Genomic DNA, 24,289 nt, shown 5'->3' with positions numbered 1-24,289 from the left:
CATTCATAGAAATCACCTTTATTCAAATAACCACAAATTTCTACTCACTCAACTATTATAATTAATTTATCATTTGCTTAACAATACTATCCTTAATGTTCTGAATATTGACTCAATCCCACCATGGCCTTGGTTTGCACTACTAATGTTAGTATGTTTATTTTTTTGATATTGTCAGATTTAACCATCCAAATATTATAGTAAGTACTGGACTCAATAAGCAAAAGAACGCAAAAGGCAAATAGTCGGTCACGGAAACGTCAAGCATCGAGGCAATAAATAAACCACAAACACTCCACGGGACAAGTGGATTAATAACTGTACCCGCATCTTCCATCACTCGACTCAAATTTTTCGGATGTAAGCCCAGTTCTCTATATTTTTGCTTATAGGTCTCACCTGTTAATAAAATCGATAAATACTGCTCCCCAACTAATATATTAATACCAATCGCTGTAAAAGCAGTACCTGTTATTAGGGCACCGACTGACTTTAGCAATTGGTCAAATTTGCTAAGTAATGTTTGGATAATACCTAAAGCAAATAATAACCCACCCATGCTAAGGCTAAGGAACACAAGCATAATCGTGAAGAACATACTACTAATTCCACCACGAGTTAAGAGTGAATCAATCACTTCTACCCCTGTTTCAGAAATATATCCACTATATAAAATTTTACAGTAATCCATAAAGGATAATGAAGTATGAAAGATTGATAACAGCAGTGCTACAAGTGAACTTACAATAAGTGTTAAAAACGCTGGCATCTTTATGAATGTACAAATTATCAAGACAATTAGCGGCACAATTGCATACCAATGAACAAAATTAGTTGCTTGTAAACTAGCCTTATAGGACGTAATGGCCGTATCATCTAATCCCGAAATAGAAGGAGATAAAACAGAGTATAAGACAGCGCTAAGGAAAAACGCAGGAACAGTTGTCCAACTCATATTTTTTATATGTTCGAATAAATCAATATTGACGATGCTCGCAGCTAAATTAGTTGTATCTGATAATGGCGACATTTTATCACCAAAAAATGCACCGGATACGATAGCGCCGGCCGTCAAGACAAGCGATGCATCAATAGCACCTGCAATACTTATAAAAGCAACTCCGACAGTCGCTACAGTTGTCAGTGAACTGCCAATTGCTGTACCGATGATAGCTGTAATTATAAATACTATTGTATAAAAGAAACTTGCTGTTACGAGGGATAAGCCTATATATAAAAGTGTTGGTATTGTTCCGCCTACAATCCAACTACTAATTAGTATCCCTATTAAAAAGAAGATATAAATTGCACCTATTCCTGAAATTGCACCGGATTTCATACTATCTTCTAGGATATTAAATGGCACACGTTTTAGTAGCCCGTAAAAAATTAGAAGAATAATAGATAACAAAATAGGAATATGTGGTGTAGCACCAAGCTTTCCTATCGCAATAGAAATTATTGAAATTACTATTATTACAATGAATAATGCTTCGAATACTGACGGTTTTGTTTTTGTCTCAATAGAAAACATTTTGTTTACTCCTAGATGATATAATTCACGCTTTAAACTTCAACGCTTCAACGCAATGAAGTCATTTATCATTCTAGCACGTACTTGCTAAATGTCAATAGTGCGAGAAGTTTTATAAAAGAAGTAGATTTTTTCCTAAATAAACACGTCCAATTGTAATTAAAGACTTTTAAAGGGTCATGTTGGCATTCAAAATTTATTTTTAAATATATTTCTTACTGAATATCGTCCTTTTCCTAGGATAGTATCAGTTTTTTTAGTTTATGAGTTGAGCTTTGTGCAAATCTTTGAAGATATCTTTCCAGTACATGATAGCCAGGTCCAAAGCTGCCTTGCCCATGTCACTCTCACTCCCCTTAAAACTAAGATATAACAATGCTATATGTATAATGCTGTTGTTTTCTAAATACTGTATATATATTTTACTTTTAAGGAACAATAATAACGGTGTGATTACACCAACTAACATGATGGAGGGATTTCTAATGAACGTTCGTGAAGGTTTAATCCCAACTTTACTAGGTTCGGCTGTTACTGCTGCCGGGTATGCGATGAAACAAAGGAATAGCTCGAACAAAGCGTTTGCAAACACTATTTTTGGTTTCGGATTAGCACACATTGTTCTAGGTGCAATTGACCTAGTAGAACATCGTCGTTAGTTTAGGAGAGCACAATTTAGTGCTCTTCTTTATTTTTTTGGATTGTGCAGTTTGATAATACTTTAATGGTTTAAAATCCCAATTGTTTATGTTAATCTTTTATTGTAAATGGTTTACATATGAAGGAGGAATTAAAATGACTCGTATTTTTATAACCACAGTTACTGCTCTTTTATTTGTTATTCTTGTTCTTATGAACTTCTTGGGATACTGGACAGCAAACCATTCAATACAGATTCTATTTTTCCTGATAATGGTTGTCTCAATTTTCAACGCAGGTATTGAAACCAGTAAAATTCTAAAAAACAGAAGCTGATTGAAATTTTTCAATCGGCTTTTTTGCTGCACAATTTTTTCGAAGTATTTAATAGTTTTATTCCAAACAAAGCTTTATTTTATTTCCAACACTTTATTTTTACCTATCGAAAGGGTCAATTGCTATCGAACAATAATTTTGTTCAAATACTCAGCAAACTGAGCTTAGTCGATTATCATTTTTATCCACCCGTTTATAGACCTCACTGTTATAAAATCGAATCGTTTTAGACAGCACTCCACGTTCTTTAGATTTTCATTTAATGTTCCAATCGCCAACATCTGCTCACCATTGTGGAGAGCAGATTTTTCTTCCGCTTTTAGCACCATAGTATCACCTCAATAGCTATTTTCTTGACGTTGATGATTCTTTTTCTCGAATTTATTGGCTTGCAGTGAATCCAATTTTATAGTATTAAAATCAAAATTTACGATATTAATTTTTCGCACTAGAAACCACTTACTATCCCCTGCCCTCATCCCTTGATTCATTGCAACCCTTTAAAAAATTGGATGAATATGAAATAATTAAACAAGTTTTTATGAATTGAGGTATTCTTTATGGCAATAACAAAAAGCTATTTATTAACTACAGTACTTGGTGTCATTGGCGCCTTTGTTTTTCAATTGTTACATATCCCAATGCCTTGGCTTCTCGGTCCATTGCTAACGGTGCTAGTTTTACAATTAACAACGCCACTTCCTTTAAAATGGAATAAACACTTTCGGAATTTTGGTTTAGTTATTGCTGGATATTCAATTGGCCATGCCTTTACTCTTGAGGCACTTGCAGATATTCGACTTTATTTACCTGTAATGATTTCATTAAATGTCCTTTATATCCTTTTATTTATTTTCATCAGCTGGGTAATAGTTAAACGTGTGATGGTTGATCAACTTAGCGCACTTACTAGCTGTGTGCCTGGTGGTATGACACAAATTGTTGCCTATGCCGAGGAACAGGGCAGTAAAAATATTGCGATGATTACGTTTTATCAAGTATTGCGTGTACTCTGTATTATCGGCTTTGTGCCATTACTTATTGCAGGTAGTAGCAGCAGCTCGAGTACATCTGTTTCAGATACACAATACAATTTTACGTTTTTACTGTTTTTTGCTTTAAGTTATATTGCTGGCTTTATAGCAATGAAAATAAAAATCCCTACTGGCTATATGCTTGGTCCAGTATTTTTATTTATTGGCTTACAACTTGCAAATATCGAAATTCCTGAAATTCCAGTGAGCGCACTTCATATTGCACAAATTGTGATGGGGATATACATCGGACTACTTTTGAAAAAAGAAAATCTTCACTTATCGAGAAAGTTGATTTTCTACGCGTTCGTTTCTTCATTTCTATATATCGCAAGTGCGTACGGCCTTGCTCTATTAATGATGCAATTTTATCCGCTCGACTTTAAAACGAGTTTTTTAAGTATCGTGCCTGGTGGTCTCGATCAAATGGGGATTATTTCTACGTCAGTTCATGCTGACAGTACCGTTGTAACAGCGTTTCAATTGTTTCGCGTTCTAGTTGTCTCTATTGCGATTATTCCATCTATTAAATATTTCACGCGTAGGAATGACCAAATGGTTTAAACTTAACAATTGAAAAAATATATAAAATAAATATGGAGAGTTGATACTTATGATTAGAATGGCAACCCAAAAAGATAGTTTGGAAATTGCAAAACTTTTATGGGTAATATTTGAGGATATGGAGTTACCTTTACTTAAGAAGATTTCTAAGAATAAATTACTTGATATGGTTGCAGAATCCGTTGGAGAACCTACATATCGATTTGGTGTGAACAGAGGCTTAGTATATGAGTTAAATGGCGAAATTGCTGGGGTCATTTTTGGATATCCCTCAGCAGAAGAACCTATCATTGATGAACCGTTTAAAAAAGTATTAATTAAAAATGGCTTCGATCCTAATGAAAATTTATTTATTGATAAAGAGACACTTCCTGATGAATGGTATATAGATTCCGTAGTAGTAAACAAAAAATTTAGAGGATTAGGCATTGGTTCCGCATTACTTAACGAGATGAGTGAAACAGCGAAGAAGGCAGGTTACCATACGATAGGCCTAAATGTAGATATGGCTAATCCGAAAGCGAAAAAATTATATTGTAGTTTAGGATACAAGAAAGTTGCTGATTTAGTTATTAGTGGTCATCAATATGAACATATGTGTAAAAATTTAATTGACAATCTACATGTAAAATAACAACAAGTCTAATACATCTTGAATTAACTTAATATGTTTTCAGTTAAAATTTAAAAAGAAAAATCACGTAGTAATAATAATTTTAAACTAATTAAAAACCCAAAAGCACAAGTAATTAATACAAAAAAGATGGTCTTAAGCCATTGACTTAAAGACCATCTTTTATCGTATATATGAATCTTAAATTATTGTTGAATAAATTGTTGTGTCCAGTAGTTACCATCTGCAACGTAGCCAACACCGATATGTGTGTAGTTTCCGTTTAAAATGTTTGCACGGTGACCTTCTGAATTCATCCATGCCTGTACTACTTCTTCAGGTGTTCTTTGACCTTGTGCAATGTTTTCACCCGCTGAACGATATGAAATACCTGCAGCTTTGATTTGATCAAATGGACTTCCGTAAGTTGGGCTTGTATGTGAGAAATAATTATTTTTTGCCATATCTTCTGATTTTGCTTGAGCTACATTCATTAATGGATTAGAGATTTGAAGCGGTTTAAGACCTGCTTTTGCACGTTCCGCATTTGTTAAATCTACTACCTGTTTCTCAAATTCAGAGACTGATTGACTAACATTTGTAGAAGGTGTTTTTGCTGGCGCTTCTACTTGTTGGTTATTAGAATTTGTTGGTGCTGTAGTTTTGTTGTTGTTCGTTACATTAGTTGACTTTGCTGGTGCTTCTGTGTTCGTTTCTTTAGAAGCATTATTTTGATATACTTTTTTACCTTCTTTAATTACTTTTTGAGCTGCTTGATCATTTAACGATTTATTGACTAATTCTTTGAATTTATTAAAATCGAACTCTCCATTTTGTAACGCAATTTGATCGATTATTTTTAAAGCGATTCCTTGAACTTGATCGCCTTTAATTACTTGAATATATGAATTTGAATCACTCTTAACTTCTTCATTTAACCCTGTTGCACCTGCTGTTGTAAAAGATGCCCCAAATAATGTTGCTGCACATAGTGATGTTGCTAACCATTTTTTATTCATTTTGTATTCCTCCTCTTTGTTTACAACCCCTATGTTACAGTACAAATTAAGTAATATAGGGTCCATAAACTGGAAGGAGATGCAAATTAAAACGAAACTCTAATAGACTAAGAGATACATCACAATTCATTTCATAAAACATTCCATACAAAAATAATTTTGCCACTGAAAACCTATTGACAGGTATTTAATTCTGTATTTCAAGGAAATTAAATTAATCTATTTGTAACAAAAGTAGATGTTGTGTAATAAGAGTCTCCAATTTATAGAAGCCCATATTAACTTCATCTGTTTTCGTTGAATTTGTTCAAACAATCGGTTTTAGAATAAACATTTCGTCTAAGCTCTTAGAGTAACATTGAGAATTTACAAAATAATTGTCTATTTTTTAATCCGAGGAGTACTCCCTACTAACCAATCGTCTCTGAAAATACGACGATCCTTTAAACAATCTCGCCAGTTTATTCATTTTAGTTCAATTGACATATCGAGAAATCCAGATATATAATTACAGCCATGGAACCTATTGATGTATTTAAAGCGTTATCGAACGAAACAAGACTCAATATCCTAGAGTGGTTGAAGGAACCCGAGAAACATTTCCCAAAACAAGGCGCTCACCTGCCGAAGGAGGTAAGTTACAAAGGTGGAGTATGCGTTGGGGATATTCAAGAAAAGGCCAAAGTTTCTCAATCTACGGTTTCTAGCTACTTAAACATGATGCAAAAAGCTGGTCTACTTGAATCAATTCGACATGGACAATGGACTTATTACAGACGTAATGAAGAATTTATTCAACAATTAGCTGAATATTTTAAAACAGAAATCTAATTTTTGTTGATTTCTGTTTTTTTATCAAGATTTATATCTATATTTCTAGATATATAATTATACGAAAAAGGAGATATCCCCTATGCGATTTATATCTTATATACTAGCCCTATTGGCTGGGGCAGCACTTAGCTTTGAAGGAGCTATCTATGCTGAATTAGGAAAAACGATTGGACAAATAGAAACAAGTTTTTATAACTTCTTTATGGGATCTATAATTATGGGGCTATTATTGCTCTTTTTTGGAAAAGGAAAGCTTTCCTATACATTTGAAGCACCTAAATGGTCATTACTTGGAGGCGTTTTGGGTGTTGTTTATTTAACATCTATTGTTGTCAGTGTCCCATTCGTAGGTGTTGGTATAACAATGGTTGCTGTAATTATAGGACAACTAGTAATGAGCATGATTATTGAACATTTTGGATGGTTAGGCAGCAAGAAAACGAAGATTAATAAAGAAAAGATATTTGCAGTTATTTCAATGATCATAGCACTTATATTAATAAACTAGGAGGTCTTATATAATGGGATTATTTATGATTTTATTTACATTGATTGGTGGTATCACATTAAGTGCTCAATCATCTATCAATGGTACATTTAGTCGAAAAGCGGGAACAATTGAAACAACATTTTTAACCTTTCTTACGGGGACAATGTTTCTTACTATTTTCATATTCTTTTTTGGTAACGGAAATGTGATTGCACTTTTAGAAGTACCTAAATGGCAATTAAGTGCAGCGTTTTTAGGGACTATGTATTTACTATTAACTGTTATGGCAGTTCCTAGAATTGGAGTTATCGCAACTAATATTGCCGGAATAGCTGGTCAACTTGTGATTGGTGTAGTAATTGATCATTTTGGATGGTTCAATAGTTTAATCATAGAATTAGATATTAAACGTGTATTTGCATTATTATTTATGATTATTTCTCTTTATTTTATCTATAAAGGTAATAAACGCTCAAGCGAAGAATCAAAAGCATAGCATATAGATAAAAAAAACGCTGCTTAATTGCAGCGTTTTTATAATGACTTTTTTATAAACTCCGAATATTATTCAAGTAAATTGCCCCTATCGATTTTGTAGTCTCTTCAGACCTAAATTGAGAATGTATACCTCAATTATTTCAAGGGTGTTGTTCATTAATCTAGCACGATTGTCATCTTATATAAGAGCAATACAGACTAGCTGTTTACTCTTTTGTCAGCAAATTTTTTATATTGAACTTATTTAACTGAATTGAACTCAGTTATATTTCCTGAAAAATCATAATCATAACAATAATTGTATAGATCTATTATTTCTTGTTTAGTTGGCACTTTCGGATTGTTTGCAGGGCTTCCACTTGCTATTGCGTCCGTAGCCATTTTATCAAGTACTTGTCTAAATTTTTGTTCATCAATTCCCCATGTTTTCATATTGGGAATATTTAAGTCGCGACAAAGTTGTTTGATTTTATTAATAGTGATATTGGCTAATTCTGTATCAGTTAATGTAGTTGATTCAGGAGAAATCATACGTCCGATTGTTGCTAGTTTATCAATGGCAGATTCTTTCGTAAATTCAAGCACTCCAGGAAGCAGCATGGCATTTGAAATACCGTGTGGAACATGGAACAACGCTCCAATTGGACGTGACATTCCATGAATTAGAGTAACGGAAGCATTACTAAAAGCTATTCCAGCCTGCATTGAAGCAATAGCCATTTTTTGCCTTGCATCTGTATTTTCTCCTTCTTCATATACTACCTTTATATTATTTAAAATAGCTTCTATTGCCGAAAGAGCCAGCGTATCTGTTAGCGGTTGTGATAGACGTGATATATAAGCTTCTATTGCATGACAGAGAGCATCAACTCCAGTTGCAGCCGTAACGTTTGGTGGAGTTGAAGTTGTAAGCATTGGATCCACTATTGCAACTTTTGGCAGAAATGCTGGATGTTTAATCATCATTTTTATATCTTCTTTAGTATTAGTAATTACAGTGGCATTCGTTACTTCTGATCCAGTTCCAGCCGTGGTTGGAATTGCAATGAGTGGAATAGGGTTCTTTTCAATTGATGTCTTATTACCTATATAATTCCCAATATAACCACCATTTGTTGTTAGCACAGCTACTGCTTTAGCGGCATCAATACAACTTCCTCCACCAATGGCGACAATAACATCACATTGCTCTTTTAAACACAGTTGAAGTGCTTCGTCGACATGTAAATCTGTTGGTTCGGTGTTAACATCGAGATATGAGATGTAAGAAACATCAACCTCCTTTAGAATGTCCTGGCATGTTTTTACATGACCTATTTTTTCTATTATACGATCACTAATTAAAAGTACTTTCTTTCCATAAGCCTTCACTTGTTCTCCAAGCTCGGATAAAGAATTTTTACCATAAAAAACGGAATTAGGTATACAAAACTCCGAATATGCACCCATATATTTCCCCCCTACTTTCTCTTTTTTTATCAAGACGAAGTATTTATTAATAGGTCATTTTCTTCTAAAGTATTAATCTAATTTAAATTTTATGATTCATCTATTAATAATTGGAATTTAAAGTACTCTTGATTTAATTAGGAGACTCCTGATAAATTCACAATCGACCTTATTTATTTAAAGTAACTAGAGGTTTATAAGTTATTGATCGTTTTTATATTAACCTTTTTCTTATTACTTCTTTTCAAACGCCTCCCGCTTTTAAAGCTAAACCAAATCAATATATCTGAAGGCTTAGGTTACAAGTATCTGCTTATGAATATACGTGAATCTTATGTCAATAAAAGACTTGTAACTACTATTAACCTTAGATAGTAAAGGCTTTTTCCCCTGCTAGCTCACAGTAGTGCATATAAGTTTTCTACCATTTCGAATTGTATTTCGGTTTGACCATGTTGCCATTTTCCTTATATATAAGATACAACTAAGTTAAATTTGTGAAATGGTGTTGGTTTTGATTCAATACTATAAATGATTCTTTAATAGTCTTTGTAAATATTACTAAAAAATGAAACTTATGATATTATCGGAAGAAAATATTTTATTACTTTTTTGGAGGTTTAACTTAATGTTCGCACTTGAAATACATAATGCAATTTGGCTTTTTCTAGTGATATTTATGTTACACGATTTTGAAGAAATAATTAGTGTTGAAAATTGGTCACATAAAACGGCACACTTAGTTGAAAATACTAGTAATCATTTTCAGCTGCTAATTTGGAACTTTTGGAAAATAGACTCACATTCTTTTGCTAAAAGAGATGTTCTAATATTTTTAGGCTGTTCCATAATCGTATTCCTTAAGGTTCAAACTTTACAAAGTGGTTGGTCAGATATCCTATTTTTAACTTTTTTGAGTTTTGTACTATTACATAATCTTGTTCATATTATACAGACACTCATTTTAAGAACTTATACTCCTGGACTATACACAGCTATCGGACTTGTTACACCATATACAATTTATTTACTTTATAGGTTACTATAAAAAAACATTTTTACTTTGCTTCACAATATTTTTTAATGAATAGGTTTCCTTTCCGAACAAAATCCACTAAATTGTCACTTTTACTAAAAAAAAGTATCTACTCTAAAATTTGACATTTTGGTATATTTATCCTAAATAAATAGGAGAAAGTACTGATATGCTCTTTGATATTGATAAGTATAAAAGACCGTATGAAATAGAAAGAGTTAGAACTAAACTAATAAATACTGGTATGAAGCTAGGTCTAAATCATCCGATTACTATAAAAATTAGTCAAGATCTCGATAAATTGTTAAATGAATATTCCGCAAATAAAGGTTCGAAAAGCTTCTACAACTAAATAGAGGCTTTTTACTATTTCGACAAAATAGAAGCTAAAATAATACAAGTACTTTTTGGTCAAATGTTAAATTCTTGTCTATTAATAAAAGCTTCAATTGCCTCATAAAATATTTTAAAAATGGGGTGGATTTATACATGGTAAAATGGATTAACGTTTCTACTTCAAAACATGAATTAAAACTTTTTGATGGAAGCAATCTTATAAAGACCTATCCTATTGCAGTTGGAAAAATATTGTCACCGACACCTTTTGGATCGTACAAGATTATTAATAAACAACCTAATCCAGGTGGACCTTATGGTGCTTTTTGGATGGGATTGTCAAAACCTCATTATGGTATACACGGAACAAATGACCCCTCTTCAATTGGTAAAGATGTCTCACTTGGATGTATTAGAATGTTTAATCATGATGTCCTGGATTTATCATCTAGAGTTCCAATTGGTACTGATGTTGTTATTCGTAAATGAGTTCTTAAGCTGTCATAATTAACGTATCCTTCACATAATTCAGGATTATTTTTAGCATTTGCATTTAGCATTCTTCACAATAGACTGTGTATAGTAACTCCTGCCTTTTGAGTATTTTAAAATAGTCTTGTTATTTACGAAGTCCATTAATATCACCTTTAAAAATAAATTAAATTTATCCTGCTCTAAATTTTTTAATCGAAACGACCCCATACACATAAGAAGTAACTAAATTATCTATGTGTAAGGATTTTTTTGGGGTAGCAGATTGGAGCCCTATCAAAACCATCCATTAAAAAAGCCACAACTCCTTACATTTAAAGGGTTGTGGCTTTGTCAATACTTCCTAGAAAATTACAATTAGAGTGTTTTCTATACAACTGGAAGCAATTTTTCAACTACAATACTGTTTACCGCGCTGATATAGGCAAATGCACTAGCTTTCATAATATCTGTATCTGTTGCCTTAGCAACATACTTTTCTCCTTTATGCTCGACTTGTACCTTTACTTTCCCTAATGCTTCCTTGCCTCTTGATACACTGCTAATTTTGTATTCAATCAACTTGATATCTAAATCACATACTTCTGTAATAGCAGAATACAAAGCATCTATCGGACCTGATCCAACTGCACTGCTTTCTAATATTTGATCGCCCTTTTTAATCTTTACACTTGCGGAAGGGAAATTTGTATTACTAATCACTTGCAAGTCTATTAATTCATAGAAATTGTCACTATAATGTATCATTTCCTCACTAGGAGTATCATTTTTTGCATAATAATTCTCAACGATTACATATAAATCATGATTATATACTTCCTTTTTCACATCAGCTAATTTAAGAAAATCTTCAAATATTTCTTCAAATTGTGTCTCAGTTAACTGATTAAAACCAAGCTTCTCAAGGGCATTTTTCACCGCATGTCGACCAGAACGTGCAGTTAAAACTAGTTCCATATCATCTAAACCGACATCAATTGGGCTTATAATTTCATAGGCATCTCTTGATTTTAGTAAACCATCTTGGTGAATCCCAGAAGAATGTGCAAAAGCATTATCTCCTGTAATTGCTTTATTTACTTGGACATCAAGCCCCATTAGACTACTAACCAATCTAGATGTATTCATAATTTCTTTTATATTAATATTTGTATATGCGTTATAAACTGATGAGCGCGTATTAATTGCCATGACAATCTCTTCTAATGCAGCATTACCTGCTCGTTCACCAATGCCATTAATCGTACATTCAACTTTATCCGCACCATTTTTAATTGCCGCTAACGTATTCGCTGTTGCCATGCCAAGGTCATTATGACAATGAGCACTTAAAAGTACTTTATCATTTAAATTCTTCAAACGATCATTTAATTTAAAGATTAGTTCGCCAAACTCTTCTGGCTCGGCATAGCCAACTGTATCGGGCACATTAATCATAGTTGCTCCTGCCTTCACGACAGCTTCAATTGTTTTCCATAAATATTCAAAATCGGAGCGAGAGGCATCTTCTGTTGAGTATTGCACGTCTGGCAGAAGAGTTTTTGCATACTTAACTGCTTCAACCCCAATATCTAAAATTTGATCTTTCGATTTTCTAAATTTCTTTTCCACATGAATGTCCGAAGTGCCTAAAACCATATGAATTAACGGTTTTTCGGCATATTTTACACTATTATAAACAGCATCAATATCTGCCTTTACAGCTCTTGCCAACGCTGTAATCATGATATCGTCTGTATTTCCTACTTTCATGGCAATTTCCTTCACAGCATTAAAATCACCAGCTGAAGACGAAGGAAAACCTGCTTCAATGATATCAACTCGCAGTTTCTTTAGCTGCTGTGCTACTTCCAGCTTTTCATACAAATTCAGTTTTGCCCCTGGAACTTGCTCACCATCTCTTAAAGTCGTATCAAACACCCAAATTTTTCTCGTCATTTCAGAAACACTCCTTATCATTTAATTTATAAAAAAAGCCCCGTCTCTATAAAAATATAGAGACGAGGCATTGCTCGCGGTACCACTCTAATTGATTAATCATTGCATAATTAATCCACTCATTTTCGGCAGCTATCACCACCTATCTATATAACGGTAGAAACCGACCTCCCCTACTTAACGTTCAGGTAGTAGCTCTTGGACGAGTTCAAAGGCAATAACTACCGATTCTCACCAACCACCGGCTCTCTGAAAAGCTTATACATCCTTTTACTATTTCCAATCTTTGCTTTTTGGTATTTAATTATTAGCTATTTTATATCCATCAAATCTGGTTGTCAACTTTATTTTCGAAAAACAAATACTATTCGGAATTTAAAGTCCATTTTTAAAGCAGAGTTCTACATATGAATTCTTATTTTTAAAAATGTAGTAAACCATAAAAATACATTTTCTTATTAAATACTTTGAGCAAGCCGCCAAATGGCAAATTCTTGGTTTCGATGCTGTTCTGCCTTTGTTTTTTCACCATTTGCAACTTTTAATACTAGGTTATAAATTTCTTCCCCTACATCTTGTAAAGTTTTCTTTCCTTCTACAATTGTTCCTGCATTGACATCAATATGCTCAGACATTATTTCATACAGTTTTGGATTTGTTCCTATTTTAATTACTGGTACAATAGGAGAACCGGTAGGAGAACCTTTTCCTGTAGAGAATAATACAATTTGACATCCCCCAGCCGCGAGTCCTGCTACTGATTCCACATCATAACCTGGTGTATCCATAAAGACGAATCCTTTTGCAGAAGGCTTTTCTGCATATTTTAGCACCTGTTGTAACGGTGCATTCCCGCCCTTTTTTATACAACCAAGAGATTTTTCCTCAAGGGTAGTAAGGCCACCCACCATATTCCCAGGAGTTGGATTTGCAGAACGAATATCCTCTCCAGTATCTAAAATACGGTTCTCATAATTTTTGACAATTGTTAAAAAGTCTTTTGCAACTTGTTCATTTATTGCTCGTCTAGCTAAAATATGCTCAGCACCAATTGCTTCTGTTGTTTCAGCTAGAATACTTGTCGCTCCATCATCTACAATCATGTCGGAACAGACACCAATTGCAGGGTTCGCTGTTATTCCTGACCAAGCATCTGATCCACCACATTCTAACCCGATTGTGAGCTCTGTAATTGGCACATCTACTCTTTTATCTTCAAGACTTTCCTCGTATACTTTTTGTAACCAAGCTCTGCCGTCTACTAACAGTTTTTCAAGAGAAGTACTTTTATTAATTACAATCGCTTTTACCTTACATTGTTGTTCTCTAAGTTCTGCCGCGATTTGCTCAGCGAAATCATCTTCACCCATACCCAATATTAAAGCAGCATTAATATTTGGATGACCTACTGTTCCTTTAATTGTACGGATAGTTTGCATTGAGTCTTCAGGAAATTGTGAAGTACCGCCTTGTTGAATGACGGGCACTACACCCGGAACTAAATCTGCTAATCTATTGGCTACTCCTGCAAGTTCTCCTACCGTATTAATTACAATCACATGATTACGAACACCAAACGTTCCATTTGGTCGTTTATATCCTTTAAAAGTCTTCATACTTCACTCTCCTTTTACGCAAAGTCTACGACAGACACTAGCCTTTCCGATTCCTTAAGTCCACGGACATTGTGTACATGAACATGATGCCCTACTTTAATATCATTTGTTGCAATCCCCATACATTCACCATACTTTAATATTTTTTCACCCTTTTTAATCTCTTGTATACAAACTTTGTGTCCATATGGGATTTTATCTTTTACTTCTTGAACTAAACCAATTTCATCGATTAAAATATGTTCACCAACCTCTAACGAATTTAGTGCAACCACTACATTGTCAGATGGATGTAATTTAATTGCATTATTCACTTTCAAACCGTTAAACTCCCTTCCATCAAGTTTATTAAAACGTTGTACCAATATGTGAAATAGCAAATTCTTCTAGTTTAAATGTTTCTAGTTTTGTTAATTTTCCTGAAGCCACTTCAATCATCTCTTCAATTAGCTGAACTGGAGTTGAATCCCTATTAATTACGTAATCTATCATTTCCATACTTACATCTTTTTTCTGTTGAATTCCTACTGTCATACAGGGTACTGCAATTGTACCTGTAAATATTGGACGAATGGTTAAGAAGATAATTAAATTACAGCCACTAGCCACTAGATTTGAAGCGCTTTCAATAACATTGTTCGGCATTAGTGCTAAATGAAGTCCGCTGCTCTTAGGTATTTCTGCATATTTAACAATTGATTGAATTGGAACGTCTTTAATAAATTCAAGCTCTGCTTTTCCTAATGCTAAATCTGCCTCATTATATTTGAGATAGTTACTCTCATTAGGATTGACTTTGTCCCAAGTTTGCCTTGTTTTACTAGAACTAATTGCAAGTAATTGTTGCTTTACTACTTCGTCATTCGCTTGATGTTGAACATTTTCTAATACTCTTTCCATTTTATCTGTCATGCCTAATACGACTGTTGCTTTTTGTTCAACAAGTGATTGAATAGTAGCCAAAATTGTTTTCGATGCGAAAACATAGTCTTCAACTGTTAAATCAATAGGGAGTATACCTAGTTTCAAGTTAGAAATAGGTATTTCTGTGCGTTGTAGTTCTTTCAAACTATTTGACCATTCGCGAACAATTTTCGACCCTTGTTGTAATGTATTTGTTCCACCAGCCATTTGTTGAATGCTGAAACCAGCTTTAGGCTTTGAATCTATTGTTTCATCTAATAGAATTGAAACTTGGTTTGTTTCGCAACCTAAGCCTACTAAAAGTGATGCATAAATATTTGGATTTGCAACAACCCCTTTTAATGTATTTTTCGTTAATTTAAAGTCATCTCCTAATTGAGCGCAGCCGTTTGCATGGACAACAGGGATTCCTTCGGGTATTGTTTTCGCAATATCCCTTGTTACAACACTTGAACAAACAACTGTAGAAATGACACCTATATAATTTCGTGTACCTACTGAATGGTTATCACGGACATATCCCTTGAATGTTTTACTCACCTTGCACACCCCCAAGTCCTCTTTCCGGAACCGATTTAACAGTATTTTGTCGTTCTAATGATTTCCGTAATTCATCGTCTTCTAACGTTCCAATAATGCCTCTTTTTCTTTGATATTTGTCAGCTAGTATAACAGCGAATGGTACTAAAAGAGCTGTTGTAATAGTTGCAACTGAAATTTGCGCAGTTGCGATGGCTACAATATCTTGATAAACTTGCGCCTCAGCGGCAGTCATTAATCCCGTTCCACTGGCTACTGTTGCAGCAGCGGCAATAGCTGCTGGAGTTGCCACGGCATTACCGGCAGTTGATGCTTCAGCCCAAGGTGCAATATAGCTTTTTTGTTTGAAGATTTTAAATGCTATTACCATAAAACCACCAGAAATAATTATTGTCATTAAAGCTAATACAAGACCTGCTAATACTACTTCAGAATTGAAGAAATTCTTTAAATTCATATTTGCACCTAAAGCAAATGCGAAAAATGGAATAACTATATTTTCAGCAGGGGCTAAAAAGTCTCGTACTTTAGGATCAAGATTGCCTAATAGCATTCCAATCGCAATTGGTAAAAGCACAGCTACAAAAGCAATGATTGGAAATTGCGACCCCATCATTCCTAGTGCCATTAATGTAAAAAATGGTCCGTCATTTAATGAAAGTACTGCAGTTGCACCTACATCAGAACGATTTCCATATTGTCCAGTTAAAGCTGCATACATACCACCATTCCCATTTGTCATTGCTGCAATTATCGCCATTGTAGATAACCCAAGAAATCCGCTAACAGGGTCAGATAATATACCCCAAATAAATCCGATTGTAATTCCTGCCGCATATTTTGATGTTGTTAAAATAACTCCCTTTTTAAGAGCAATTCCTCCCACTCGAAGATTCATCTGACTGCCAGCACAGAATAAGAAAAGCGCACATAACGTATTTGCCCCATTTTTAAATAAAGCTTCAGAAAATCCTCCGATTCTTAAAAACTCATAATGCCCATCTGCTGTCGGAGAAACTCCAAGCGACTTTAAAAATTCCATAATAAACGGTAGATGTAATTGATCCACTGTATTAATCAAAGCTCCTAAAAACAATGGAACAATCATTAAGCCCCCCGGGATACGATCGATCGTATCTTTAATTTTCATCTAAATTTCCCCCTTTTAAGAAATAAAAAATAGACACCCCTTATGAGAACGCTTACAAATTATTGAATACTGTGAGCGTGATCACTCTTCGTTTGACAGCCCCCCTAACCCTATTCATCGTTAATATAATTCTATAAAGCTACCATTTTAAGCTAAATCCCTCTTTGATATTGAACATTCGGTATATCCCAATTCCTTAGATATATAATCAACGCAAAGTTTCAAATACTTTTTATTGCTTTCCGCTATCTCTTCATTAAAGATTGCTTTGGGAGTCGAGACACTTACTGCCGCTGTTACTTTTTTTGTATAATCTCGAATTGGTAGTGCATAACAAATGACGCCTTCTTCATTTTCTTCATTATCTATGGCAAAATGATTCATTCTTACTTTTTTGATTTCCTCTAAAAATTCTTCCATGGATTCAATTGAACGTTGTGTTCGCTTTATAAATTGATAGCCAGAGAAAATTTTATTGAAGTCTTTTTCATCTAAATGTGCTGCTAATACTTTCCCAACCGCAGATGAATGTAACTGAACTCTTTTTCCTATGCGAGATTGGACAACTAAAGTTCCTGTTCCATTAATTTTGTCAATATATACAGCTTCATTGCCTAATAGTTGTACTAAGTGGACTGTATTATTTGTTTGTTGATTCAACTTTTCTAAATGTTTTCTAGCTATTGCCCGTAAATCAAGCTGACTCGTCACCAAATTTCCTCTTTCATACAATTTCCATCCAAGATGATAATCGCTAGTTGTTGTATTTTGAGCGATATAACCGTAATGCATTAATGTTTTTAATAAGGAATGAACGGTACTCTTATGCAAATCAAGCCTATTACTAATTTCTTTAATTGAAAGTTCACGAGTGTTTTCATCAAATAATTCGAGTATTTCTAAAGATCTTGCTACGGATTGAATAATTGGCAAAACAATGCACCTCTTTGATTTGATAATGTAAAACAGCGTTTTTGCTTTTAGTTAAAAAATAACTTTTATTATTTTGATGCTTTATTAATCTAAAACACTATGTCTAAAATCTAAAAAATTTTTGTGTTTTATAATATCAAACGTCATTTTATAGTTATCGCTTACTAAAATACATCAATTATTATATTCTATTTTTTATTCGAGCAAATGATAAATTATTCTTAATTAATGAATAAAAATTCTAAAAAATAACTTAAATTCTTATAATATAAAATTTCATATGTATTGAAATAAAAAGAAGCCGCGATATTTAATAATCACGACTTCGTTTAGGGTATAGTTGCTACGACTATTACAAATAAAATATACAATCCACTGATTCATTCGATATAAATCGCCACCCTGTATATCCTAATTTTTAGCATTCATAAATTTAAAACCGTTATATAAATTTATGAAACAAATTCTCTTATAGCTTCAATAAACACTTCCCCATATCTTTCTAGTTTATTTTGTCCAACTCCACTTACGTCCAAAAATGATTCTTCATCTATCGGTTTCTTTTCGCACATGTCTCTTAATGTTTTATCGGAAAATACTACAAACGGTGGTACGCTCTCTCGATCTGCTATTTGTTTTCGAAGGGCACGCAAATGTTCAAATAATGGATCATCTTTTATAACGACTTTCGGCTCCTCACTTAATCGTCTTAATACTTTTCTATCACCAATTAATACTTCTTTTCCTTTTTCTGAAACGTAAATCGTAGGATATTGACCTGGTTTAACAGATAAAAGCTTTTCGGCAATTAAAAATTCGATGAATCTTGAAACTTCCTTTGAAGACATTGGCTTTAATATGCCATATGTTGATAAATGCTTAAAGTCTACAACCTTTTTATTGCGTGCTCCTGCTAATACATCTGCAGTAATTGTCTTGCCAAACTTCTGACCCATTCTTACAACGCAGGATAAAACCTTTTGAGTCTCTTCTGTTACATCTGTTTTCGGACGTTCATCAGTACAATTGCCACATTGCCCACATTCTTGTGATACTTGTTCTCCAAAATATTCAACAATGTATGCTTGTAAGCAATGTTGTGTATGACAATAATCTACCATTGTTTGTAATTTTTTTAATTCAAATGGAATCCGAGAACGGTCTAGTGATTGATCGATTAAAAAACGTTGGGTCTGCTCATCTACAGAGCTATACAACAAAATACATTCACTCGGTAAGCCATCTCTTCCTGCCCTGCCTGCTTCTTGATAATAGCTTTCCATATTTCTCGGCATTTGATAGTGAATCACGAAGCGAACATTCGTTTTGTTTATACCCATTCCAAATGCATTCGTAGCAACAATTATTTGAACCTCATCATTTAAAAAACGATTTTGTTCTTTCGTTCTCTCTGTTTCAGTCATACCCGCATGATATTTTGCAACCCGAACCCCTGATTTTAATAACATTTCATATACACTTTCTACCGATTTTCTCGTTGCAGCATAAATAATTCCTGTCTCATTTGGATAGCTTTGAATGTATTTTTTGACATACTTATCCTTATCCACACCAACTAATACTTTGAATGATAGATTTTCACGGGAAAAGCCAGTTATGTAGACATCCTCTTCATCAATAGCTAACAATGAACAAATATCATCGATTACAGAGGGTGTAGCGGTTGCAGTTAATGCAATCAATGTTGGTTTTTTGTTCCATAGGGATACGAGGTTAGAGATGATTCGATAACTCGGTCTAAAATCATGTCCCCATTGCGATATACAATGTGCCTCATCTATCGCCACAAAAGGGACGTTTAATTGGGAAAGTTCTTTACAAAATGATTCGTTTTCTAGCCGTTCAGGTGCAATATAAAGTAGTTTAGTTAATCCATTGCGAACATCTTCCATTGTTTGGTCAATTTGACTGTACGTTAAAGAGCTATTAATAAATGCTGCTGGAATCCCATTAGAACGTAAAATGTCTACTTGGTCCTTCATTAAAGAAATAAGCGGTGATATGACAATGGTAGTTCCATCTGAGCATAGTGATGGAATTTGATAGCATACTGATTTCCCACCACCAGTAGGCATAACACATAATGTATCACGCCCCTCTAATACATTTTGTATTACTTGCTCTTGTCCGATTCTAAATGAATCATAGCCAAAATATTGTTTTAATACTTGTCTTGCTTGTTGTAACATATTGTACCTCTCAGTTTTTTTGTTATCACCATTATACTAGAATGAAGCTAGACAAACACGGAGATATAATTACTCATTATAAAAACCTACTGTCGAACCAAAAATTCGACAGTAGGTTAAAAAAATTGTTAATTATTTAACTTGAAATGGCATCCATTAAATCACTGGATTTATATTCATCAAGATTCAATATTATTTCTATTATTTTATCTCTTTTATTTCCACTATAATTACTTGCTAATTCGTGGAATTTTAATAGCAATGTTTCTTCGTTTACTGGATTTTCAGGATCTCCTACTGGATATTGACTTGTCATTTCATCTATTTCACCATTACTCCAATAAACTTTAACTGTAGCCCCCCATTCAATCGGGTATGCCTCATTAATTTCCTCATGAACATATACTTCAATTTTTTTCATGAGTTCACGTATAGAAGAATCCTGCAGTGTTTTTTCATTAAAGCTATTATATCCCCCTGAACCTGTTAGGAGTGCTAAGGCTGCACAAAATTGCAAGCTAAATTTTGCTGCATAAATCGTATTGGGATTTGGATCATCCGTTATATTTAAAGCAACTTCATATGTTCCAATTTGGATTTTTTCAATTGTGGCAATGTCTTTCTCTTTTACTTTTTTATAATAACTCACAAGCAGATCCATAACAGAATGAGTATGGCGGCAAGAAGCATGCACTTTAAATGAGTTTTCGATAATTTTATATTGCTCACCTAAACCCATCGTCATTTTAGTTTGGTCATATTCATCTGCCATTGCTTCAAAAAATCCTCTACGCCCTTCAAAAATTTGCTTCGCTCCCGTAAATCCTTTTTCTGCTAGAAAACAGCTTAATACTCCATGCATTGCTGCTTTTCCAGGATGCAGCTGCTTGCTCATCGCACCATCTTCGATAAACTCCCAAAGCCCGGCCGCTTGTGTTCCAGCAGATCCTAAAGCTTCAATTATCTGAATTTCTGATAAGTTTAATAGCTTTGCAACTGCGACAGTAGCACCAAACGTTCCACACGTAGCAGTATTATGGAAATAGTAGTAGTGAGATGGAGATACAGTTTCTCCTACCCGAAAGGCAATTTCATAACCTGCAACAATTGCCGTAATTAATTCTTTTCCAGAAAGCTGTTTCCATTCTGCAACTGCTATTGCAGCAGGCATAATGACAGTTGCCGCATGGACAATCGATGCTTTATGAATATCATCTAATTCAATCACATGACTAGCACCACCGTTGACAAACGCAGCATTTGCTACATTTGTTTTCAGCCCTGTTATCGTGGTTGCCTGCGTGGTTCCACCAAGCTGTTGAACAACTTCGCTCATTATTTGTACCGGTTTGGCATCCCTACCTTTTATTAGGGAAGAAAAGTAATCTAAAATACAAAGCTTTGTAAACTTTACAACTTCTTCAGGTAACTGATCATATGATAGTGCTGCTACGTATTGTGCTATTTGTTTGCTAATCAATTAAAACACCTCAGTCCATTTTTATTATGATTCGTGAAGAGTCGCCTTTTGCTAATAAATCGAAACCTTCATTAATTTCTTCTAGCGAAATAATATTTGATAATAATTTATCAACTGGTAAACGACCTTGTTTCATCATATGAATAAAACGAGGGATATCACGTTTCGGAACACAACTGCCGATATATGAGCCCTTTAACGTTTTTTCTTCTGCAGTTAATGATACATATGGAAATGCGAATTTATGTTCTGGGTGAGGTAATCCAGTAGTTGTTGTAGTACCTCCACGTTTTGTAATTGCATATGCTACGTCCATTGCTGCAACAACACCAGCAGTTTCAAATGCAAAATCAACTCCGCCATTTGTATATGCTTTTACTTGATCAACAACATCAGTATCTCTAGAGTTGAACACAGCGGTAGCACCCAATTCTTTTGCTTGCTTTAATTTATTTTCATTAATATCGATGGCTATTACCTCACGAGCACCTGAAGCAATTGCTCCCAGCAGCGCACTTAATCCAATTCCGCCTAAACCAACAACTGCGACAGTACTGCCGAGTTTAATATTGGCTGTATTGACAACAGCTCCTACCCCTGTAATAACCGCACAGCCAAATAAAGCAAGCTTTTCAAATGGTAAATCTTCATCTACTTTTACGAGGGAATTTTCTGATACAACAACGTATTCTGAAAAAGCAGAAACGCCAACATGATGGCCAATATCCTCTGTTTCAGAGTGAATGCGAACTCCACCGCCCAACAATGTACCTGCTCCATTCGCCTCTGCACCAGGCTCACAAAGTGCTGGACGTCCTTCTGAGCAAGGAATACAATGTCCGCAGCTAGGAACAAACACACAAATTACTTTATCCCCCGGTGAAAAATTTGTTACCCCTTCGCCTACTTGCTCTACTACTCCAGAAGCTTCATGACCCAATGCCATTGGAAGTGGACGTGGACGGCTTCCATTAATAACGGATAAATCTGAGTGGCAAAGACTTGCCGCTTTTATTTTTACAAGGACTTCTCCTGCTTGAGGCGAATCAAGTTCCACCGTTTCAATTTGAATTGGCTTACTTTCTGCATATGGATGCTGTACTCCAGATGAACGTAAAATTGCCGATTGAATTTTCATTTTCCATATCCCCTTTATGGTAAAATTTTAATTCCAATAAATTTGATATCTGTCATTTCTTGAATGGAATAATGTATACCTTCCTTCCCCATTCCACTTTGTTTTACTCCCCCATATGGAATGTGATCATAACGTTTTACAGATACTTCATTAATCCAAACGCCGCCCATTTCCAAACGGTCTGCAATTTTTAATGCGCGGTTAATATCATTTGTGAAAACACCTGCCTGAAGCCCATATTGTGAATCGTTTGCCAACTCAATAACCTCTTCCTCGTTAGTAAATGGCATAACGGCAATAATTGGTGCAAATACTTCCGCGCAAACAACTTTCATTTCCCGAGTTACTTTTTCAATAATAGTAGGTTCTAAAATAGATCCATTTCTTTTGCCACCTGTTCGTACTATAGCCCCATCTTGAACTGCTTCATTAATCCATTGCTCCGCTCTGATGGCTGCATCCTCGGTAATCATCGGACCTAATTGTGTTGACTCCTCCATAGGGTTTCCGATTTTTAACTGTGAAACTCTATCAATTATTTTTTCTAAAAATGTATCGTAAATAGAGTGATGGACGTAAATACGTTGTGCTGAAACACAAGCTTGCCCAGCAAACGTATAACCTCCCATTAAAATTGCATTTACAGCATTGTCGATATTAGCATCTTCAAATATGATATTTGGTGCATTCGAACCTAGCTCTAACGTCACCTTCTTGCCCTTAGCCATCTCTTGGATTTTCCATCCCACTGCCCCACTTCCAGTAAAAGTTACCTTTTTAACAAGCGGATGTGTCACAAGTGTTTCAACTAAATCAACACCAGCACCGTTTACGATATTTAAAGCACCGGACGGTAAACCAGCTTCCTTTAATAGTTCATATAATGCAACTGAAGAAAATGGCGTTTTTTCAGCGGGCTTTAAAACAATCGTATTACCAGCAGCAATAGCAGGCGCTACTTTATGCAGTACAAGATTTAGTGGAAAATTAAATGGTGTTATCGCTGCAATCACACCAATTGGTACTCTTTTTGCTAAGCCTAATTGGGATTCCCCTCCAATGGCATTATCTAGTACAATTTGTTCTCCATTTAAATTTTTGGCACCTTCAGAAGCAAATTGCAATACTTGGATTGCTCTACCTACTTCTCCACGTGCTTCGACGATTGGTTTACCAGCCTCTTTTACAAGCAGCTGTGCAAATTGTTCTTGTCTTTCCTCTAAAAGCACTGCAGCTTTACGTAATATTAAGCTTCGGGCATGTGCAGGCATTGTTTTCATTGTGTTTTGAAATACTTCATGAGCATTCTCAACCGCAAGAGAAACTTCTTCCTTTGTCGCGCTAAGTATTTCACCAATTTTGTTGTGATCATACGGATTCAGTACTTCTATTATTTTTCTATCACCATTTTTCAGCTCTTCATTTCCGACAAAAGAACCGTATCGAAGCATATAAACACCTCCTACTATTGTTTGAAAAACACCCT

Annotated in this window: 22 protein-coding genes and 1 other annotated feature; of the genes, 9 read left to right on the top strand and 13 right to left on the bottom strand. The window is 34.5% G+C overall.

The window, feature by feature from the left end; translation table 11 throughout:
• Positions 1–157: 157 nt before the first annotated feature.
• Positions 158–1,534, bottom strand: a complete 1,377-nt coding sequence (gene nhaC, locus EKG35_RS10455) for a Na+/H+ antiporter NhaC (RefSeq protein ID WP_126294398.1) — start codon at positions 1,532–1,534, stop codon at positions 158–160.
• A gap of 485 nt (positions 1,535–2,019) precedes the next feature.
• Between nhaC and EKG35_RS10450 the strand changes: the two genes are divergently transcribed.
• The 3 genes from EKG35_RS10450 (at position 2,020) to EKG35_RS10435 (ending at position 4,741) form a co-directional block, all read left to right on the top strand.
• The gene (locus EKG35_RS10450) at positions 2,020–2,193 is read left to right on the top strand and encodes an asparagine synthase (RefSeq protein WP_126294397.1); all 174 of its coding nucleotides are present in this window, start codon (positions 2,020–2,022) and stop codon (positions 2,191–2,193) included.
• Between the two features lie 876 nt (positions 2,194–3,069).
• Entirely contained in the window at positions 3,070–4,107 is a 1,038-nt protein-coding gene (locus tag EKG35_RS10440; RefSeq protein WP_126294395.1) for an AbrB family transcriptional regulator, read from the top strand.
• A 58-nt stretch (positions 4,108–4,165) separates the two neighbouring features.
• A complete protein-coding gene (locus EKG35_RS10435) occupies positions 4,166–4,741 on the top strand; it encodes a GNAT family N-acetyltransferase (RefSeq protein ID WP_221766326.1) in 576 nt (191 codons plus the stop codon).
• 185 nt (positions 4,742–4,926) lie between these two features.
• On the opposite strand, the gene EKG35_RS10430 is transcribed toward EKG35_RS10435, so the two are convergent.
• Positions 4,927–5,739 (bottom strand): CAP domain-containing protein, encoded by an 813-nt coding sequence (locus tag EKG35_RS10430; protein WP_126294393.1) that lies wholly within the window; start codon positions 5,737–5,739, stop codon positions 4,927–4,929.
• A gap of 516 nt (positions 5,740–6,255) precedes the next feature.
• Here EKG35_RS10430 and EKG35_RS10425 point away from each other — a divergent pair.
• From EKG35_RS10425 to EKG35_RS10415, 3 genes are all read left to right on the top strand, one after another.
• Entirely contained in the window at positions 6,256–6,570 is a 315-nt protein-coding gene (locus EKG35_RS10425; protein WP_126294392.1) for an ArsR/SmtB family transcription factor, read from the top strand.
• 82 nt (positions 6,571–6,652) lie between these two features.
• A complete protein-coding gene (locus EKG35_RS10420) occupies positions 6,653–7,081 on the top strand; it encodes a DMT family transporter (RefSeq protein WP_126294391.1) in 429 nt (142 codons plus the stop codon).
• A 13-nt stretch (positions 7,082–7,094) separates the two neighbouring features.
• On the top strand, positions 7,095–7,559 hold the full coding sequence (locus tag EKG35_RS10415; protein ID WP_126294390.1) for a DMT family transporter: 465 nt from the start codon (positions 7,095–7,097) through the stop codon (positions 7,557–7,559).
• A gap of 242 nt (positions 7,560–7,801) precedes the next feature.
• Here EKG35_RS10415 and EKG35_RS10410 read toward each other — a convergent pair whose 3' ends face one another.
• The gene (locus EKG35_RS10410) at positions 7,802–9,010 is read right to left on the bottom strand and encodes an iron-containing alcohol dehydrogenase (protein WP_126294389.1); all 1,209 of its coding nucleotides are present in this window, start codon (positions 9,008–9,010) and stop codon (positions 7,802–7,804) included.
• Positions 9,011–9,638: 628 nt separating this feature from the next.
• Between EKG35_RS10410 and EKG35_RS10405 the strand changes: the two genes are divergently transcribed.
• The 3 genes from EKG35_RS10405 to EKG35_RS10395 all read left to right on the top strand — a co-directional run bounded on the left by EKG35_RS10405 (position 9,639) and on the right by EKG35_RS10395 (position 10,871).
• Positions 9,639–10,058 (top strand): HXXEE domain-containing protein, encoded by a 420-nt coding sequence (locus EKG35_RS10405; RefSeq protein WP_126294388.1) that lies wholly within the window; start codon positions 9,639–9,641, stop codon positions 10,056–10,058.
• Between the two features lie 157 nt (positions 10,059–10,215).
• Complete coding sequence (locus EKG35_RS10400; protein ID WP_126294387.1) at positions 10,216–10,398, top strand: aspartyl-phosphate phosphatase Spo0E family protein; 183 nt, start codon at positions 10,216–10,218, stop codon at positions 10,396–10,398.
• Between the two features lie 137 nt (positions 10,399–10,535).
• Positions 10,536–10,871 carry a L,D-transpeptidase gene (locus EKG35_RS10395; RefSeq protein ID WP_126294386.1) on the top strand — a complete coding sequence of 112 codons (336 nt, stop codon included), beginning with the start codon at positions 10,536–10,538 and terminating at the stop codon, positions 10,869–10,871.
• Positions 10,872–11,243: 372 nt separating this feature from the next.
• On the opposite strand, the gene EKG35_RS10390 is transcribed toward EKG35_RS10395, so the two are convergent.
• From EKG35_RS10390 to EKG35_RS10345, 10 genes are all read right to left on the bottom strand, one after another.
• Positions 11,244–12,812 (bottom strand): 2-isopropylmalate synthase, encoded by a 1,569-nt coding sequence (locus EKG35_RS10390; protein WP_126294385.1) that lies wholly within the window; start codon positions 12,810–12,812, stop codon positions 11,244–11,246.
• A 55-nt stretch (positions 12,813–12,867) separates the two neighbouring features.
• Positions 12,868–13,108 (bottom strand) — a binding site (T-box leader).
• 162 nt (positions 13,109–13,270) lie between these two features.
• Entirely contained in the window at positions 13,271–14,428 is a 1,158-nt protein-coding gene (locus EKG35_RS10385; protein WP_126294384.1) for a UxaA family hydrolase, read from the bottom strand.
• Positions 14,429–14,442: 14 nt separating this feature from the next.
• Positions 14,443–14,742 (bottom strand): UxaA family hydrolase, encoded by a 300-nt coding sequence (locus tag EKG35_RS10380; RefSeq protein ID WP_246020310.1) that lies wholly within the window; start codon positions 14,740–14,742, stop codon positions 14,443–14,445.
• A gap of 34 nt (positions 14,743–14,776) precedes the next feature.
• Positions 14,777–15,892, bottom strand: coding sequence for a UxaA family hydrolase (locus EKG35_RS10375; RefSeq protein WP_185807715.1), 1,116 nt, complete (start codon positions 15,890–15,892; stop codon positions 14,777–14,779).
• A complete protein-coding gene (locus EKG35_RS10370) occupies positions 15,885–17,042 on the bottom strand; it encodes a 2-keto-3-deoxygluconate permease (protein ID WP_126294381.1) in 1,158 nt (385 codons plus the stop codon). The genes EKG35_RS10375 and EKG35_RS10370 overlap by 8 nt, the downstream gene beginning before the upstream one ends.
• 147 nt (positions 17,043–17,189) lie before the next feature.
• Complete coding sequence (locus EKG35_RS10365) at positions 17,190–17,975, bottom strand: IclR family transcriptional regulator (protein WP_126294380.1); 786 nt, start codon at positions 17,973–17,975, stop codon at positions 17,190–17,192.
• A gap of 452 nt (positions 17,976–18,427) precedes the next feature.
• The gene (gene recQ / locus EKG35_RS10360) at positions 18,428–20,185 is read right to left on the bottom strand and encodes a DNA helicase RecQ (protein ID WP_126294379.1); all 1,758 of its coding nucleotides are present in this window, start codon (positions 20,183–20,185) and stop codon (positions 18,428–18,430) included.
• 136 nt (positions 20,186–20,321) lie between these two features.
• The gene (locus tag EKG35_RS10355; RefSeq protein WP_126294378.1) at positions 20,322–21,665 is read right to left on the bottom strand and encodes an MmgE/PrpD family protein; all 1,344 of its coding nucleotides are present in this window, start codon (positions 21,663–21,665) and stop codon (positions 20,322–20,324) included.
• Positions 21,666–21,675: 10 nt separating this feature from the next.
• The gene (locus EKG35_RS10350; protein ID WP_126294377.1) at positions 21,676–22,803 is read right to left on the bottom strand and encodes a zinc-dependent alcohol dehydrogenase family protein; all 1,128 of its coding nucleotides are present in this window, start codon (positions 22,801–22,803) and stop codon (positions 21,676–21,678) included.
• A 14-nt stretch (positions 22,804–22,817) separates the two neighbouring features.
• Entirely contained in the window at positions 22,818–24,254 is a 1,437-nt protein-coding gene (locus EKG35_RS10345) for an aldehyde dehydrogenase family protein (protein ID WP_126294376.1), read from the bottom strand.
• Positions 24,255–24,289: the final 35 nt, after the last annotated feature.

Source organism: Lysinibacillus telephonicus, assembly GCF_003966145.1.
In the GTDB taxonomy this organism is placed as follows: Bacteria; Bacillota; Bacilli; order Bacillales_A; family Planococcaceae; genus Ureibacillus; species Ureibacillus telephonicus.
The sequence above is the reverse complement of the archived record's forward strand: the minus strand, read 5'-3'. Positions and strand labels throughout refer to the sequence as shown.

What these genes read in the sequence shown, in the direction of transcription:
- EKG35_RS10430 (WP_126294393.1), bottom strand. Translation starts at nt 5,739, where the DNA reads ATGAATAAAAAATGGTTAGCAACATCACTATGTGCAGCAACATTATTT.
- EKG35_RS10370 (WP_126294381.1), bottom strand. Translation starts at nt 17,042, where the DNA reads ATGAAAATTAAAGATACGATCGATCGTATCCCGGGGGGCTTAATGATT.
- EKG35_RS10395 (WP_126294386.1), top strand. Translation starts at nt 10,536, where the DNA reads ATGGTAAAATGGATTAACGTTTCTACTTCAAAACATGAATTAAAACTT.
- EKG35_RS10385 (WP_126294384.1), bottom strand. Translation starts at nt 14,428, where the DNA reads ATGAAGACTTTTAAAGGATATAAACGACCAAATGGAACGTTTGGTGTT.
- EKG35_RS10425 (WP_126294392.1), top strand. Translation starts at nt 6,256, where the DNA reads ATGGAACCTATTGATGTATTTAAAGCGTTATCGAACGAAACAAGACTC.
- nhaC (WP_126294398.1), bottom strand. Translation starts at nt 1,534, where the DNA reads ATGTTTTCTATTGAGACAAAAACAAAACCGTCAGTATTCGAAGCATTA.
- EKG35_RS10350 (WP_126294377.1), bottom strand. Translation starts at nt 22,803, where the DNA reads ATGAAAATTCAATCGGCAATTTTACGTTCATCTGGAGTACAGCATCCA.
- EKG35_RS10415 (WP_126294390.1), top strand. Translation starts at nt 7,095, where the DNA reads ATGGGATTATTTATGATTTTATTTACATTGATTGGTGGTATCACATTA.
- EKG35_RS10420 (WP_126294391.1), top strand. Translation starts at nt 6,653, where the DNA reads ATGCGATTTATATCTTATATACTAGCCCTATTGGCTGGGGCAGCACTT.
- EKG35_RS10400 (WP_126294387.1), top strand. Translation starts at nt 10,216, where the DNA reads ATGCTCTTTGATATTGATAAGTATAAAAGACCGTATGAAATAGAAAGA.
- EKG35_RS10410 (WP_126294389.1), bottom strand. Translation starts at nt 9,010, where the DNA reads ATGGGTGCATATTCGGAGTTTTGTATACCTAATTCCGTTTTTTATGGT.
- EKG35_RS10440 (WP_126294395.1), top strand. Translation starts at nt 3,070, where the DNA reads ATGGCAATAACAAAAAGCTATTTATTAACTACAGTACTTGGTGTCATT.
- EKG35_RS10450 (WP_126294397.1), top strand. Translation starts at nt 2,020, where the DNA reads ATGAACGTTCGTGAAGGTTTAATCCCAACTTTACTAGGTTCGGCTGTT.
- EKG35_RS10390 (WP_126294385.1), bottom strand. Translation starts at nt 12,812, where the DNA reads ATGACGAGAAAAATTTGGGTGTTTGATACGACTTTAAGAGATGGTGAG.
- EKG35_RS10405 (WP_126294388.1), top strand. Translation starts at nt 9,639, where the DNA reads ATGTTCGCACTTGAAATACATAATGCAATTTGGCTTTTTCTAGTGATA.
- recQ (WP_126294379.1), bottom strand. Translation starts at nt 20,185, where the DNA reads ATGTTACAACAAGCAAGACAAGTATTAAAACAATATTTTGGCTATGAT.
- EKG35_RS10435 (WP_221766326.1), top strand. Translation starts at nt 4,166, where the DNA reads ATGGCAACCCAAAAAGATAGTTTGGAAATTGCAAAACTTTTATGGGTA.
- EKG35_RS10345 (WP_126294376.1), bottom strand. Translation starts at nt 24,254, where the DNA reads ATGCTTCGATACGGTTCTTTTGTCGGAAATGAAGAGCTGAAAAATGGT.